This is a genomic window from Bradyrhizobium sp. 164 (assembly GCF_023073715.1).
Classification (GTDB): Bacteria; Pseudomonadota; Alphaproteobacteria; order Rhizobiales; family Xanthobacteraceae; genus Bradyrhizobium.
The window spans coordinates 11971-27013 of record NZ_JADPKA010000069.1; the positions used below are offsets into that span (position 1 = coordinate 11971).

At 61.5% G+C, this 15043-nt stretch carries 18 protein-coding genes; 5 read left to right on the forward strand and 13 right to left on the reverse strand.

Annotated elements, in window-relative coordinates; all coding sequences use genetic code 11:
* Nucleotides 1-19: 19 nt before the first annotated feature.
* A complete protein-coding gene (locus tag IVB01_RS22065) occupies nucleotides 20-1168 on the forward strand; it encodes a M20 family metallopeptidase (RefSeq protein WP_247280373.1) in 1149 nt (382 codons plus the stop codon).
* A gap of 115 nt (nucleotides 1169-1283) precedes the next feature.
* Here the strand turns inward: IVB01_RS22065 and IVB01_RS22070 are convergent, their stop codons facing one another.
* The 8 genes from IVB01_RS22070 to IVB01_RS22105 all read right to left on the reverse strand — a co-directional run bounded on the left by IVB01_RS22070 (nucleotide 1284) and on the right by IVB01_RS22105 (nucleotide 8451).
* On the reverse strand, nucleotides 1284-1439 hold the full coding sequence (locus tag IVB01_RS22070; RefSeq protein WP_247280374.1) for a hypothetical protein: 156 nt from the start codon (nucleotides 1437-1439) through the stop codon (nucleotides 1284-1286).
* A gap of 95 nt (nucleotides 1440-1534) precedes the next feature.
* Nucleotides 1535-2116: a flavin reductase family protein gene (locus tag IVB01_RS22075; protein WP_247280375.1), complete on the reverse strand. Its 582-nt coding sequence runs from the start codon at nucleotides 2114-2116 to the stop codon at nucleotides 1535-1537.
* Nucleotides 2117-2148: 32 nt separating this feature from the next.
* Entirely contained in the window at nucleotides 2149-2985 is an 837-nt protein-coding gene (locus tag IVB01_RS22080; RefSeq protein WP_247280376.1) for an ATP-binding cassette domain-containing protein, read from the reverse strand.
* Nucleotides 2986-2992: 7 nt separating this feature from the next.
* On the reverse strand, nucleotides 2993-3799 hold the full coding sequence (ssuC, locus tag IVB01_RS22085; RefSeq protein ID WP_247280377.1) for an aliphatic sulfonate ABC transporter permease SsuC: 807 nt from the start codon (nucleotides 3797-3799) through the stop codon (nucleotides 2993-2995).
* A complete protein-coding gene (gene ssuD, locus IVB01_RS22090) occupies nucleotides 3796-4974 on the reverse strand; it encodes an FMNH2-dependent alkanesulfonate monooxygenase (protein ID WP_247280378.1) in 1179 nt (392 codons plus the stop codon). The genes ssuC and ssuD overlap by 4 nt, the downstream gene beginning before the upstream one ends.
* Nucleotides 4971-5924 carry a sulfonate ABC transporter substrate-binding protein gene (locus IVB01_RS22095; protein WP_247280379.1) on the reverse strand — a complete coding sequence of 318 codons (954 nt, stop codon included), beginning with the start codon at nucleotides 5922-5924 and terminating at the stop codon, nucleotides 4971-4973. Before IVB01_RS22095 ends, ssuD begins: the two co-directional genes overlap by 4 nt.
* 37 nt (nucleotides 5925-5961) lie before the next feature.
* On the reverse strand, nucleotides 5962-6912 hold the full coding sequence (locus IVB01_RS22100) for a sulfonate ABC transporter substrate-binding protein (RefSeq protein WP_247280380.1): 951 nt from the start codon (nucleotides 6910-6912) through the stop codon (nucleotides 5962-5964).
* Nucleotides 6913-7284: 372 nt separating this feature from the next.
* The gene (locus tag IVB01_RS22105; protein ID WP_247280381.1) at nucleotides 7285-8451 is read right to left on the reverse strand and encodes a cytochrome P450; all 1167 of its coding nucleotides are present in this window, start codon (nucleotides 8449-8451) and stop codon (nucleotides 7285-7287) included.
* A gap of 332 nt (nucleotides 8452-8783) precedes the next feature.
* Between IVB01_RS22105 and IVB01_RS22110 the strand changes: the two genes are divergently transcribed.
* Nucleotides 8784-8975, forward strand: a complete 192-nt coding sequence (locus IVB01_RS22110) for a hypothetical protein (protein ID WP_247280382.1) — start codon at nucleotides 8784-8786, stop codon at nucleotides 8973-8975.
* Between the two features lie 139 nt (nucleotides 8976-9114).
* Here IVB01_RS22110 and IVB01_RS22115 read toward each other — a convergent pair whose 3' ends face one another.
* Nucleotides 9115-9537 carry a hypothetical protein gene (locus IVB01_RS22115; RefSeq protein ID WP_247280383.1) on the reverse strand — a complete coding sequence of 141 codons (423 nt, stop codon included), beginning with the start codon at nucleotides 9535-9537 and terminating at the stop codon, nucleotides 9115-9117.
* Nucleotides 9538-9720: 183 nt separating this feature from the next.
* Here IVB01_RS22115 and IVB01_RS22120 point away from each other — a divergent pair, with 183 nt between their 5' ends.
* On the forward strand, nucleotides 9721-9930 hold the full coding sequence (locus IVB01_RS22120; protein ID WP_247280384.1) for a hypothetical protein: 210 nt from the start codon (nucleotides 9721-9723) through the stop codon (nucleotides 9928-9930).
* Between the two features lie 477 nt (nucleotides 9931-10407).
* Here IVB01_RS22120 and IVB01_RS22125 read toward each other — a convergent pair whose 3' ends face one another.
* Both IVB01_RS22125 and IVB01_RS22130 read right to left on the reverse strand, forming a co-directional pair.
* Nucleotides 10408-10908, reverse strand: a complete 501-nt coding sequence (locus IVB01_RS22125; protein WP_247280385.1) for a nuclear transport factor 2 family protein — start codon at nucleotides 10906-10908, stop codon at nucleotides 10408-10410.
* 402 nt (nucleotides 10909-11310) lie between these two features.
* Nucleotides 11311-11790, reverse strand: a complete 480-nt coding sequence (locus tag IVB01_RS22130) for a nuclear transport factor 2 family protein (RefSeq protein WP_247280386.1) — start codon at nucleotides 11788-11790, stop codon at nucleotides 11311-11313.
* 118 nt (nucleotides 11791-11908) lie between these two features.
* Here IVB01_RS22130 and IVB01_RS22135 point away from each other — a divergent pair, with 118 nt between their 5' ends.
* Nucleotides 11909-12799, forward strand: coding sequence for an AraC family transcriptional regulator (locus tag IVB01_RS22135; RefSeq protein ID WP_247280387.1), 891 nt, complete (start codon nucleotides 11909-11911; stop codon nucleotides 12797-12799).
* A gap of 232 nt (nucleotides 12800-13031) precedes the next feature.
* Here the strand turns inward: IVB01_RS22135 and IVB01_RS22140 are convergent, their stop codons facing one another.
* Both IVB01_RS22140 and IVB01_RS22145 read right to left on the reverse strand, forming a co-directional pair.
* A complete protein-coding gene (locus tag IVB01_RS22140) occupies nucleotides 13032-13325 on the reverse strand; it encodes a hypothetical protein (RefSeq protein WP_247280388.1) in 294 nt (97 codons plus the stop codon).
* A 329-nt stretch (nucleotides 13326-13654) separates the two neighbouring features.
* Nucleotides 13655-14104, reverse strand: a complete 450-nt coding sequence (locus tag IVB01_RS22145) for a DUF4440 domain-containing protein (protein WP_247280389.1) — start codon at nucleotides 14102-14104, stop codon at nucleotides 13655-13657.
* Between the two features lie 323 nt (nucleotides 14105-14427).
* Here IVB01_RS22145 and IVB01_RS22150 point away from each other — a divergent pair, with 323 nt between their 5' ends.
* A complete protein-coding gene (locus tag IVB01_RS22150; protein ID WP_247280390.1) occupies nucleotides 14428-15015 on the forward strand; it encodes a hypothetical protein in 588 nt (195 codons plus the stop codon).
* The last annotated feature ends 28 nt before the right edge of the window (nucleotides 15016-15043 follow it).

A 15043-nucleotide genomic window follows, 5' to 3' on the forward strand; every position in this document is an offset into this window, starting at 1 on the left:
GAACCACACGAGGATAAACATGTCGGAAGCTCAAATCACGGACTGGCTGGCGTCGCAGCGGCAGGCGATGATCGATCTGTTGCGCGATGTCGTGAACATCGATTCCGGATCCTACGACAAGGAAGGTGTCGATGCGGTCGGTGCGCGGTTCGAGCGGCATTTTTCCGAGCTTGGCATTCCGTTCCGCCGCGAAAGCCACGGCACGTTTGGCGACGCGATCCATGCCGAAGTCGCAAAGCCCGGCAGCAACGAGAAGCCGGTGCTGTTGATGGGGCATCGCGACACCGTGTTCGGCAAGGGCGAGGCCGGACGGCGTCCGTTCACCATCAGGGACGGCCGCGCCTATGGACCCGGCGTGGCCGACATGAAGTCCGGGCTCGTCATGAACGTGTTCGTGGCGACCGCCTTCCACAAGTTCGGCGGCAATCCGCATCCAATCAAGCTGCTGATCACCTCGGACGAGGAGATCGGCTCGCCCTCCTCGCGGCCGGTGATCGAGCGCGAAGGACGCGCCGCGCGCGCCGTGTTCAACGCCGAGCCGGGCCGCCCCACGGGGAATATCGTCACCGGGCGCAAGGGCGGCATCTTCATGCATTTCGCCATCACCGGCAAAGCCGCCCATTCCGGCGCCAATTTCGCCGCCGGCGTCAGCGCGATCGGCGAGCTCGCGCACAAGATCGTGCAGATCCACGCGCTGACCAATCTCGACAAGGGTATCACGCTCAACGTCGGCTTGGTCTCGGGCGGACAATCCGTCAACACCACGGCGCCTTACGCGGAAGGCCAGATCGATCTGCGCTATGTCGATCCCGCAGACCGCGCGACGGTGATGACCGCGATCGAGCAGATCATCGCGACGCCCTATGTGCCAGGCACCAGCGCGACGCTGACCATCAAGGGCGAGTTCGTGCCGGTGGTGCAGAGCGCGGAGTCGAAAGCGCTGTTTGACGGCTATCGGGCCGCCGCCAGAGAGGTTGGCCTTGCCACGCTCCAGGGCGAGTTCTCGGGCGGCTGCGCCGATTCCGGCTTCACCGCCGCGGTGGGCACGCCGACCATCTGCGGCCTTGGCCCGGTCGGCGGGCTCGCGCACACGCCGGAGGAATATCTCGAGCTCGACAGCATCGTGCCGCGCGCGCAGGCGCTCGCGCTGGCGATTCTAAGAGGGTGAGGGAGGCGCCGTAGGGTGGGCAAAGGCGCGCCTGCGCCGTGCCCACCATTTGGCTTCGCTGGGTAGAAGTGGTGGGCACGCTTCGCTTTGCCCACCCTACGAGACCCGCCAAACTCTACGAATAACTCGGCGCGTCGGGCCTGCGGAAGATGTGGATGGGGTCGCCCGGCACGATCGGTTCGCCGCTGAACATCGCGTAGGCGTAGAGCACGAGATAGGCAATCGCGAGCGCGCCGATGGCGTAGAAGGCCCAGGTCGCGACGCGCTTCATCCATCCGCTCCATTGCCGCCCCCGATCCGGAAGGCTCAGGCGCTTCTAAAGCGGTGGCGGGGAAAACGCCAGCCTTGCGCGAGCGATGGCGGCGATCAAATGCCGCGCCGGGCGCGCGCAGGGACGCTGACGTCTGCAAGCTTGACCGCGTCTTCGTCCTGGTCGACGGCCACGTACTGGCCGTGCCAATAAGCCAGCGCCGCAGTCCGCCTCGAGCTCTTGATATCCCTGACACGGCCGATGACTATGCCGTGCGAATGCCGCTCGATGATCTCCTCGACCTCGCAATCGAACGCCGACAAGGCGCCGACCAGGAGCGGAACGCCCGACACCGCCCTCACCCATTGGGCGCCCGCGAAACGGTCGGCGCCCTTCAACCCGCCCTTGCCGGCAAAACGTTCGGCGACATCGAGCTGATCGGCATTGAGGATATTCACGCCGAAGGCACCATGGCGGCGGATCAGCGGAAAGGACGAGGCATCGCGATTGATGCTGACCAGCAGCGTCGGCGGCTCGACCGACAGCGAGGTCACCGAGGTCACCGTCATGCCGCTGATGTCGCTGCCCCGCCCGGCGGTGATGACGCTGACGCCGCCGGTGAGATGGCGCAAGGCGCCGCGGAAATCGGCGGACGAGACGGGGATTTCGGTCATGAGATCGCGGGGCACTACATTCATGGCGTTGCTCCCCCAAGCGGGGTTCCCTGTATTTAGGTACGATCGTCCGCCGATAACAGGTGGTTCAGGATCGAGCCTTCGAGGCCCGCAAGCTCAGCTGAGCCACGCTGGCGCGGCCGGGCCGCGTTAACCGTGACGTCATGAGCGATCCGGCCCTCCTCGATCACCAGCACCCGGTCTGCGAGCGCGACGGCCTCGGAGACGTCGTGGGTGACAAGGATCGCGGTAAAGCCCTGGTCGCGCCAGACGCGTTCCAAAAGGCGCTGCATCGAAATCCGGGTCAGCGCGTCCAGCGCACCGAGCGGCTCGTCGAAGGCGAGCACGCGCGGCCGGGAGACCAGCGCGCGACCGAGTGCGACGCGCTGCTTCTGGCCGCCCGACAGCACCGAGGGCCATTGGTCGCGCTTCTCGGCCAGCCCGACCTCGCTCAGGGCTTTCTCGGCGCGCGCATGCGCATCCTCCGACGCGCGATCGCGGCCGAGCCCGACCTCGACATTGGCGAGCACACGCGCCCAGGGCAACAGCCGCGGCTCCTGGAACATGACGCGGATGTCCTCGGGCTGGATATCCTGGCCGAAGCTGATGCTGCCGGCGTCGATCTTCTCCAGGCCGGCGATGAGGCGCAGCAGCGTGCTCTTGCCGCAGCCGCTCTTGCCGACGATGGCGACGAACTGGCCGGCGGGAATGTGCAAATCGATGCCGCGCAGCACCTCGTTGTCGCCGAAGGATTTGCGCAAGCCCCGGATGCTGAGCGGCAAACCCGCGGCAGTCGCCGGGCGCTCCTCGCGCACCATACGGGCATGTGGCGCGAAATTGGCGCGGCTGGCGAGGTCGGTTTCCGGAAGGGAGCTACGAAGCGCTGTCTGCATGTCACTCTCAACGTTTCTGGAAGGCGGGGTGCCAAGAGAGCGTCAGGCGCTCCAGCACGCGGGAGGCACTGTCGGCGAGCTTGCCAAGCAGGGCATAGATCAGGATCGAAAGCACGACGACGTCGATCAGCATGAACTCGCGCGCCTGCATCGCCATGTAGCCGAGGCCCGAGGACGCCGCGATGGTCTCGGCGACGATCAGGGTCAGCCACATGATTCCGAGCGCGAAGCGGATGCCGACGAAGATCGAGGGCAGCGCGCCCGGGAAGATCACCCGGCGAAACAATTCGCCATCGGTCATGCCGTAGATGCGGCCCATCTCGATCAGCTGCGGATCGACCGTGCGTATGCCGTGCAGCGTGTTGAGGTAGATCGGGAAGAAGACTCCGAGTACCACCAGGAACAGCTTTGCGCTCTCGTCGATGCCGAACCACAGGATGACCAGCGGGATCAGCGCCAGATGCGGCACGTTGCGCACCATCTGCAGCGTGGTGTCGGTGAGCTTGGCCGAGAGCTGCGACAGGCCGTTGGCGAGCCCGAACGCGAAGCCGATGCTGCCGCCGATCAAGAAGCCGATCGAGGCGCGCCAGAACGAGACCCAGATGTTGCGGACGAGCTCGCCGGAGAGCAGCAGCTTCCAGCCTGCGAGCATGACGTCGCTGGGCGCCGGCAGAACCCGCGTCGGCACGAAGCCAGTGACGCTCGCGACCTGCCAGATCGCGATGATGGCGAGCGGCACGATCCACTGAATGAGGCCGTCTGCCCGCGGCAGGCGTACGCTGCGCGGAAGGGCAATGCTGTCGATCACGCTCATGATTGCGACACCCGATGCTGCGGACGGAAATCGCTGCCGACCGTTTCGCCGAAGGGACCGCCGTTGAAGTGCAGCTTCGTCACGTTGCTGGGCTGCTCCAGCGAGAGCAGCGGGAAGACCAGCTCGGCAAAGCGATAGGCTTCCTCCAGATGCGGGTAGCCCGACATGATGAAGGTATCGATGCCGAGGTCCTGATACTCCCTGATGCGCGTTGCGACGGTCTGGGCATCGCCGACCAGCGCCGTGCCGGCGCCGCCGCGCACGAGGCCGACGCCGGCCCACAGGTTCGGAGCGATCTCCAGCTTGTCGCGCCTGCCGCCGTGGAGCTGCGCCATGCGCTGCTGGCCGACGGAGTCCATACGGGCAAAATTCTTCTGCGCCAGCGCGATGGTCTCGTCGCTGACATGCTTGATCAGCTCGTTCGCGGCACGCCAGGCCGCTTCATTGGTCTCGCGGACGATCACGTGAAGCCGGATCCCGAAGGACAATTTTCTGCCGCGCGCGGCGGCGACGTCCCTCACCTTCGCGATCTTCTCGGCAACAAGAGCCGGCGGCTCGCCCCAGGTGAGATATTTGTCCACGGTGTCCACCGCGACATCGATGCCGGCATCCGACGAACCGCCGAAATAGAGCGGCGGGCGCGGCGACTGCACCGGCGGAAACAAGAGCTTGCCGCCCTCGATATGGATATGCTTGCCCTCGGCATTGACGGTCTTGCCGGCGAGCAGATCGCCATAGACGTTGAGGAACTCGCGGGTGACCTCGTAGCGCTCGTCATGGCCGAGGAAAATGCCGTCGCCCTTGTTCTCGACGGGATCGCCGCCCGTGACGACGTTGACGAGAAGCCGACCGTTCGAGATGCGATCAAGCGTCGCCGTCATGCGTGCGGCCACGCTCGGCGATTGCAGGCCCGGACGAACGGCCACGAGATAGCGCAGCCGCTCGGTGAACGGCGCCACTGAGGAGGCAACGATCCAGGAATCCTCGCAAGACCGCCCCGTCGGCAGCAGCACGCCGAAATAGCCGAGCTGATCGGCGGCCTGGGCGATCTGGCGCAGATAGTTGAAATTGACCTCACGGCCGCCGATGCCGGTGCCGAGATAGCGGCCGTCGCCGTGGGTCGGCAGAAACCAGAGGATGTTGGCGTTCGCTTGCTTACTCATGGTGTTGCTCATGATCCTGGTTTCCGAGCCAGGTCGGAAATCTTGATGGATTTGGGGATCAGGCCCAGCGCGAAGAACGCGTCGGCAACCTGCTGCTGGTCGGCGATGACGGCATCGGTGATCGGCTTGACGCCGTAGGCCTGCCGCTTCAGCGCCACTTCGACCACGGGGACCGACAAGCCGATCGACGGCGCGAGCTGCTCGGCCACCGCATGGATGTCGCCCCTGGCCCAGTCGTCGACCGCGCTCAGCTCCGTGAGCACGGTGTCGACGATCTTCGGGTTGGCTTCGAGGAATTTCTTGGAGGAGAAATAGAACTGGTAGTTGGCGACGATGTCGGTGCCGTCGGCCAAGGTGCGCGCACCGGTGGCCGCTTCCGCTGCGGCCTGGAATGGATCCCAGATCACCCAGGCATCGACCGCGCCGCGCTCGAACGCGGCGCGTGCATCGGCCGGCGCCAGGAACACCGGCTCGACTTCCGAATATTTGACACCCGCCTTCTCCAGCGCCTTGACCAGAAGATAGTGGACGTTGGAGCCCTTGTTCAGCGCGACCTTCCTGCCCCTGAGGTCGGCGACCGACTTCAGCGGGCTGTTCCTCGGCACCAAGATCGCTTCGCCCTTCGGCGCCGGCGGCTCATAGGCGACATACTGGATCGGGGCGCCGGCGGCCTGCGCGAAGATCGGCGGAGCTTCGCCGGTGTTGCCGAAGTCGATTGCGCCGACATTGAGCGCTTCGAGCAGCGGCGGACCGGAGGGGAATTCGGTCCACACCACCTTGTAGCCATCGGCGGCGAGCTTCGGTTCCAGCGTGCCCTTGCTCTTGAGCAGCACCAGCTTGCCGTATTTCTGATAGCCGATGCGGATCACCTTGTCCTGCCCGTAGGAGGTGCCGACCGCGGCGGCGACGATGCCGATCGACAGCACGATGGCCGCGATCAGACGCTGAATGATACGCCTCATGTTCAAACCTTTTGAAATGGGAGAGTGGTGGGCACGATCAGGCTGCCGGGTTGCGCCAGACGATGTCGCGGATGACGATCGGCTTCGGGATCAGGCCGAGCTTATGAAAGCGGTCGGCGACGCCCTGCTGGGTCGCGACGATGTCGTCGGTGACGGGGCCGACCACGAAGTTCGCGCGGTTGGCGGCGACGGTCTGGATGTCCAGCGGGACGCCGGTGATCGCGGCAAGCGATTTGGCGACCTCGTCGCGGTGCTGCTCGGCCCAGTTACCGGCCGCGGTCGTCACATCGACGATCTGTTGCAGGACCACTCCGTGGTTCTTCGCGAACTCGCGGTTCGCGATGTAGAAGGAGTTGGTCTTGGTAACCTCGCGCGAATTGATCAGGATGCGGCCGTTCTGCTTGGTCTCACCGATCGCGAAATACGGATCCCAGATCGCCCAGGCCTCGATGCTGCCATTGGCAAAGGCGGGGCCCGCGTCCGGCGGGGTCAGATAGACCGGGGTGATGTCAGCATAGGTGAGCCCCGCCTTCTCGAGCGTCTGCACCACGACGTTGTGCGCGCTGGACCCCTTGGTGAAGCCGATGCGCTTGCCCTTCAAGTCGGCGATCGTGCGGATCGGGGACTCCTTCGGCACCAAGATGCCCTGGCCGTTGGTGATGGGTTGGCCGGCGGCATAGACGATCGCGGCGCCCGCTGCCTGGGCGAACACCGGCGGCGAGTCCCCGACCGAACCAAAGTCCAGGCTGCCGACGTTCATCGCCTCCATCATCGGCGGGCCCGAGGAGAACTCGATCCATTTCACCTCGATGCCTTGCGGAGAAAAATGTTTCTCCAGGGCGGCCTGCTGGCGCGCGATGACGAGCACGCCGGTCTTCTGGTAACCGATGCGAATTTCCTTCACTGCGCCTTGCGCATTGGCGCGCGAGACGAAGGCAGCAGCGGCTGCAGTTCCGGCAGAGAGTTTCAAGAAGTCGCGACGATGCATTCCAAGCTCCCGGCCGCGTGCGGCCGTCATTCATTCAGGTCTCGTGAATGATGGGGCGCGCTACGAAAGCTGTCGAGACGCTCAGGAAAATAGCGATGCGAACACTGCGCGTGCGGCGAAGCGCGTGATTAATCTTTCAAGCGGCGGAGCGAATGAAGATGGAATTTTTCTGCACGCGGATGTGAAGGCCGCGCGGGTTCGGTCTCGAGACTCGCGGCCGGAACCAAAACCGCAAAAACAACCCCATGCACAGTAGCCAGGGCGTGCGAAAACAATGACTTACGCATTATCCGAAGTTCGTTTGACTCGTCGGGCAAAACAGGAGCAAGATGGCATCATGGCGGGGCTCGGGATGGAGGGGCCCCGGCCGACCTAATGAAGCCAATTGACCGGCAAATTCTGCAGGCCGCGGAACGCCCAGCCGACGATCCGCACCTCCTCGTCATCGGCGATCTCGAGCTGCCCCGCGCGCGCGAACACGGTCGGCAGCGCGACGTCGGCGATCATGGCGCGCGAGGCCCAGGCGCCGGCGCAGAAATGCGGACCGGCGCCGAAGGCGACGCTCTTGGATGTGTCTCGTCTCACGTCGAACTGGTCGGCGCGCTCAAAATGCTTCTCGTCGCGATTGGCCGAGCCGAACATCAGGAACACGCGCTCATCGAGCTCGAATGACACGTCGCGGATGCTCCACGGCTTTGCGATGCGCCGCGGCGACATGCCGATCGGCGAAATCCAGCGGGCATATTCCTCGAACGCTTGCAGCCAGGACACTTCGCCCTTGCGCACGAGATTGAGCTGCTCGGGATGGGTCAGCAGCGCCCATACCGTGCCGGCGATGGCCTTGCGCGGCTCGTTCTGGCCGCCGGAGATCGCGAGTTTCACATTTGCGCGCACGCTCTCCATCGGCATGCCGGAGGCGAGGAGCACGCCGAGAATGCTCTGGTCCGGATGCTTGCGCATCACCGGCAGGATGTCGTCGATCGCGGCATCGATGCCCGACGTCGCGGCGTGGCAGCGCGCCTCGATCGCGGGATCGCCGGCATAATTGGCGATGCCCTCGATCATGCCCTGCGACCACGCATCCATGTCCTGAAAGCCGATATTGGTGAGGCCGGTGATCGACTTCAGGCACTCGCCGGAGAAGGGCAGCGCGAAATCGCGCATGAGGTCGATCCGTCCCGGTTCGATGCGATCGATGATGCGGTCGGCATGGGCCTGGAACTGCGCGGTCCAATGCGCCTTCACCGTCTTCGGCGACACCGTCGGAAACATGGCGCGGCGCTCGACCTGGTGCGCCTCGCCGTCCTTTCGCATCATGTTATGGCCCATCAGCCGGTTCATCAGACCTGCGGGCTGGTGCGAGGAGAACACGTCGATCTGCTTCTCGGAAATCGAGATGTCGTCGCGGCTCGTCAGCAACGTCGAGCCGAGCTGCGGCACGAAGGCAATCGGCGCCTCCTTGCGCATTGTCGCGAGCATCGGATAGGGATCGGCCCAGAATGCGGCCGGGTCGATGTCGATGCGCGGCGCGGTGCTCAAACTTCGCTCCCTTGCTATGTGCCTGCCAAGGTTAGCGCCTTCAGGAGCCGCCGTCTGTCCCCAGCGATTGGGACAGGCGGCCTCAGGACGTGTCTTCAAGAGTCGAGTACGCGCGGGTGCGATGGCGAAGCCCGCATTGTCCACAACATCGGACATAAGCGAATGTTCGTTGAGGGCCAAAAGCGGGACTAGTTTAATGCTCTGCATTTCGAGTTGCAGCGCCAGCGGACCTTCAGGCCGATATGATCTAACCGCAAAGGAAGACAGACTCGACTTGGCCACGCGCTTTCCAATAGGCTTCTCCTTTCCAATTATAACTAGCGGGGAGCGAAATGGCTGAAAGAATCAATGTCGAGGTTACCGGCAAATCGCAGTTTGAAGTCGCCTACGACATGGCGAGATACATACTAATCAATATGGAAGGTCGTCAGGTGAAGAGCATAAAGCGGCAAGAGCTCTTGCATTTGGTAGCTGACTGCATCGAGACCTTGCGCGGCATCAAGGTCAGGGAGATTATCAGCTAAAGGCTTGCACTCCTGCAGCGACCGTCCACCCGCATTTCGCAAAATTTCGTGGGCGGCCTTGGAGAGCGCTTTCGGTCGAGACAGCTATGGGTCCATGAGCCGACATCGCTCAATCAAGCGGCGGTACTTATCAGGCTCCTTAGCGGCCGTAGGGGAAGCAGCGATTGCGATCGAGTGTGAGACCGAAATGTGCTCCCAGTGCAGCGATGGCCGCGTCTTGCTGAGGATAGGGATCGGCATTGGATGCGGCAACGATGATGATCCGGAACCCGCCGCGATCCTTGCCGCCGGGTGGCAGCATCGCTGTAGTCAGTGCATTGCCCTCCCTGTCGCGCAGCGTGAGGAAAAGCGGCATCTCTCGCTGTACATGGGCCTCGAGGCCGATGTCGCGCTCGATCGCGTTGGGCCGCTCGGGACGCCAGGACTCGACTGCCTTCTCCCGCTCGCGGCGGAAATATTTCTCAACTGTGTGGTCCATCAGGCGCGACTCATGCATCGCTTCACCTTCCGTCTCGATACGGAACCAGGTCTTGCCCTTCGGTGCGTCGCAAACATACTGCATTTCGCCCGTCCTGCGATCGCCGCAATTCTAGGGCGGCGGGCCTGTAAAGCCAATATGAGACTGGCTCCCGTGTATAGAGCTTCACGATCAGAGGGGCTAAGAGTTCTTGATTGGACGTTGAAGTTCTAGTGAGCCCAAACAATACTAGGTCGATCGGAATAATCCTCTTCAAGGAGCTTCCAGATGCCTGACATAAGGGAAAAGCAACGCGAAGCCCGCCGGAAGATCATTCGCCAATGGGCGAAGCTTCCGAAGGATAAACGCCAGTCTTTGGAGGGGATTTCTGAATTCGCCAGGACCGCCGCTCAGCAGAACGAGAACGCATTCATTCGCAGTCGTCGCGATCCGTATCAGAAGATCATGGGATGGCTATTGCCGCGTGCTCATCTCTGAACGAGTGAATCCTCTGCACATCCTTCCAAGACGAAACCGGGTTCTTCAGCTTGACCCCGTGTGGCGAACAGCCCGCACGATTTAGGGAGCAAACCATGCATCTTGTCGCAACGACATTGAGCGCGATTTTGTGAATCCGATCAGGCGACGCCCGATTTCCGTTTAGGGTCAACCGCGCCAGTTTTCGCCCGATCTCTATCAGCTCCGGTGGCATGGAGGTGATAGGCGCATTTCGTCGCGTAGGGCCAGACTCGGTCCTGCAGGGCTGTACTTGCTGCAGTCCGGTCTTCACTAAAAGCTGATCCTCGGTCCGATCAAGGAGCCGCGCTATCCCGTCATTTTTCGAGAGGGGAGGCCCCTTGGTCTCACGCAGCGGACGCGAGTCGGCTTCCGTGGCCGACAGACCTACGTTTCAGTTGCTGCCTCCGCCCGTTTGGGCGCGAAAGCCGGTCACGACGAACTTCTCTCGGGTAGGCGCTATTTTCCACTCGGCGCGTTCCCCGTTGTAGTCGCCGTGGTCCCCGCTTGTTGCGGCTGCGGCGGCGGTGCCTTAGGAGCCGACGTCAGCATACGAATTTTCCATTGCCCATTCTCACGAACATCAAGAGCAGTCCAAATCGCGTTTATTTCTAGGGGATCGCCTTTCTCACTCTTTCCAGTAATGTGAGCTTCGCCAGTTGACAGAGCCATGTTTTCTGACAATGGCTGAACTTCGGTCACCTTTACCTCGAGGCGATTAAGTCCAGCTTTGAAACCGTCCTCATAAAACTTGGTATTATCGGGCTCAATTCCATTCTGAGTAACACGCAGGTAGTTCTTCGTATAAAGTGCCGTAATCCCGGCAGCATCTTGTTTGTTGAAGTGCTGCTCGTATGCTGAAGCCATCTTCCCAATTTCCTCCTTGAGATTTTGATCTGCTGCAGTAGCAGGAATTGCTGACAGCAATAATGAGAAACATACAGCTCCAAATGTGCGCATGATGTTAGCTCCCTGCTGTTGATGCCTCCCTAGAATAGAGGATGGAGACGAGGCTTACCTCCGTCCTCCTAAGCAACGCCGATCACGCGGTCGCCCGGTTTCGAGGAACAGGTCCTGTCAGTATTACGGTTGGTACACCTCGGGCGCACTAGCGCCGACCTGACTCATCCTGATGATCGCGAAGTGACGTTGGCTCCTGCGCCAATATAGCTCAACACAGCGATGTCGGCCATGGGGTCACATGCTGAAGCGTAGAGACTTCACAGCCCTAATCCGCTCTCCACCTGAAAGGAGACGGTCGTTGAATGGTCGGGCGAGGCAGCTACGGACCAAGGACAGTCGCCAACCTACCTCGCTTTCAGATTGTTCCGCTCCCTGTAACTGAACTTGGGCTTGCATAGGTCAGTGTGGAACGCGCGAGGTCGTGTGCAGGACCATTAGCCAGCGGCCGCCGCTCATTTCGAATATGTTCGTGGTCAAAGCCATGAAGGTTGCGGCCTCGCCGGTTTTCAGTTTGCCTCGAATCTCCTCGAGACCTACGACCCAGGCGACGTTTTCATTGATGCGAATTTGCGGGTCCTGCATCGACACCGAGATTTCGGCAAAGCGGTCAAACGTCGCTTCCCAACTCTGCCTCACAGCGGCCCAGCCGATGATCGGCGTTTTGCTTGCAGGATGAACCGCGACCACATGTGGTTCGTGCGCCCAGATCATGTCCATCGCCGCGATGTCACGCGCAGACAATGCCTCATCGAAGGCGTGATTGGCGGATGTGATCGCCGCGCTCTCCGTGCCGGCTGCGGCGCTTGGCGCGGGCGGGCTGAGCGCGAGGGTGATGAAACTGAGTGTTGCGGCAATCATACGGATCAGCTTGTTCGGCATGGTGAAGCCCTCCTTGTGCATACGAGAGCGTGCCGTATCGCATTGCGCATAGCTAGGTCAGTCTGGTACCGTCAGATGATCAAAATCGGACAGTCGGCCATGCGGCGCGAGATTCCTGATGAAGCCCATTGAAGGGGTCCACTACTTCAACAGGCGCTTCCCAAAATTGGGAATCGAGCCGCTCGCGTTGTCGGAATTGTTCAGGCGCGTGCCGCCCGATCATTTTGACCACCCGCAACGTCCTGCCTTTCATCTTTTGATGCTATTCTCATCGGGGGCGACGACGCATTTCCTCGACTTCGAGCGTTTGCGCTGCACGGCGGGGACGCTTCTGCATGTTCGCCCAGGCCAGGTGCAGCAGTTCGTGCCCGGCGCAGAGGTGGAGGCAACGGTCGTTCTCTTTACGCCCGAGTTTGTCCTGCCCGATGAGGCGGCGAACCATCCGCTGGTCCGGGGCTCGGCGCTCGATCATGCGGCGGCAAGTGGAGCGATCAACCTCGATGCGGATTCATACGGGCGAGTTTGCGCCGGGTGTGCCGCGATAATTGATGAGTACAAATGTAGCGATGGCTCGACGACCTGCGCAAACATCTTGCAGCACCAGCTTCACGTCCTGCTCTTGCAGATCGCTCGCTGCTCGGACCGGCACGAAGCTCCGTTGCTCTCGAGTTATCATCGGACAGTCCGGCACTTTCTCACGGAGGTCGAAGCCCACTTCATGCGGACGCGCCGTGTCGAAGACTATGCCGACAGGCTCGGCTGTTCAACCAAAGCGTTGCGTCGCGCCTGCGTTGCGGTGCGTGGTCTTCCGCCCAAGATGATGATCGAGGAGCGCGTGATCCTCGAGGCGAAGCGGCTTATTGCGTACACACCGTGGCCTATCGAGGCCATTGCCGAGACCGTCGGATTCGGCGAGGCAACGAACTTCGTGAAATTTTTTTGTCACCATGCAGGGATGACTCCATCGAAATTCCGGATGCGGTTTCCAGGCCGTAGCCGACCGGAATAAAAAAGGTACCAGACTGGCACCTGAGCATTCAACAAAAGAAGTCCAATGTCCGGTCAGGGTCAAAGACGGCCTTGGCCAGCTTGCATGACCCTGTTCGGGTCACCTTCAGGAAGTAGACCTCGCGGCGCTCTGAGCTAAGGGCCCGGACACCAACAGGACGATGCCAAAGACATGACAGCTTGTCAGTTGTCATAGTCCGGCGCGTTTTAGCCTTGCATTGATCCCCGCTACCTCAATCCATCCCGCCAATGACGCCAAGAAACGAACCGCCGAAGAAAGAGGTAACAAGCATCATGAGATAGGTCGTCGCGGTGGGACCAAGTTCTGGCTCGTGTTGAAAATGATGAAATCCGAGCAGCCCCAGCAGACAAAACCCCGCGCAGATTGTCGGCCAAAGCGCTCGCCGCCGTGCTGCGAGCCGCTGGGCCGGGGTAGCCCACTGAGGCTGGGATAGATTTCTGGATCGACGAAGCGATACCGCGGCACTCACGACGACGACGATCAGACAGGCAGTGAGGAAGTACATCAGACACTATCCTTAACGCCAACCGTGGGCATCTCGAAGGCCATAGGCCGAGCCAATAGCGTGAATTAATTGCCACAATCCTAAAGCGATAGAGAAAAACGTCACTCGCATCGGAGTGCTAAGCGTTCGGCTCAGCTCCCGAAACGGGACTTCGCAGCCGTCTGAGCAAAGGTCAGCGACGGGCCAAGAGGCGACATTAAAGATTCTGCTTGGACACCGCAGGGACGCATTCGGCGTGTCAATCGATCCAGAGAGATCGCAACGCCGCGCGAAAACGTGATCTCGCTGTCCAGCAAGAGAAGTGCAACTTGAAGCGCGATGTAGCGGACTTATTTTGGTGGCGGACTGTCAGCGTTCCAAGTGTCGCGCCAGTAGAGCCATTTGCCGCCGACCTTTTTCGATACTGACAGGAACTTGCCGGTCTCGACCACATTCCCTGCCTTGTCCTTGATCGTATAGGAGCCCGAAGACCAGCCCAGGTTGCCGTTTGCGCCGCCATCCTGTTTGTCGGCGAAACTGAACACAAGGCCGGCCTTGGCTGCTTCCGACGACATGTTCGCCAGGAAGGTGCGAATGGCGTCGCGACCCGTCACAGCCGGCGCGTTAGGAGGCATCAACACTGCGCGTTCGTCGTACAACTTCGCCATCGTATCGCCGTCGGCGGCCGTGAAGCCTTTTAGCCAGGTCTGATCGGCGGCATGGAGCGCCTTCACTTCCGCCTCTGGTCCGGCAGCCCACGCCGGCAAAGCTACAACGGAGAACATCATGAAGAACGACATGACATTTGCGGCTCGGACTACTGTGCGCATAGTTATCGCTCCGCGTGGCTTACCCGTGCGTTCAGGATAGCACTTCAGGCGCCAGTGGGAAGGCGGTTCCAGCGTCGCATTCCCTGCCTCGGCTTAACGGCGCTGAAAAGCTCCAGGCCTCGCTGCGCAGCTGATGACGCCGCGTGGCGAGGCGGAGTCGAGTGCCCGCAAAGCAGCAATAGATTGGGTGAGTCACATAGAGAAAGGAAATATCCCTGCCATACCTCGGAAGATACGCCCAGTTGGTTTCGGTGTACAGTTCGTGCGGTTGCCCACTTTGCAGGAGGTAAGCCATGAACAGGTTCTATGCTCTCGCGTCGGTTGGGTTCTGCGTAGCTTCGGCAGCGCTCGTCACGTCGGCATCGGCTCTTCCAACGGAGGAAATCCCGAAGACCGAACCAGAGTACATCGCCAAGGTGAAGACCGCCGCCCCGCCGTCGGTCGTGAATAACGCGACGATCACCATGATGCAGCCGGATGGGTCTTCTAAGACCGTCCAAACCGGATCGAACGGTTTCACGTGCTTTATCGGAAATGACGGAACGCCCGAATGTGATGATCAGAACGCCATGGAATGGCGCAAAGCTCTACAGGCCAAACAGGAGCCGCCGAACAAGATCGGCCTGATTTTCATGCTGGCCGGGGACACCGGCACGAGCAATCATGATCATGCCGAACGGCACACGCACAAGCATTGGGTCCAGACCGGCCCGCACGTGATGATTGTCGGGGGCGCAGCACGTGAGATGCTCAGTCCCTATCCGCGCGATCTGGACGTCAAGGACGCGACCCAGCCTTACGTCATGTTCCCCGGCAAACCCAATGAGCACCTGATGATCCCGGTGCACTCGCAAGAGCTAACCACGGGCAGCGCGCGGTGACGCACGTGGACGCCGCCGTGCCTTCGAG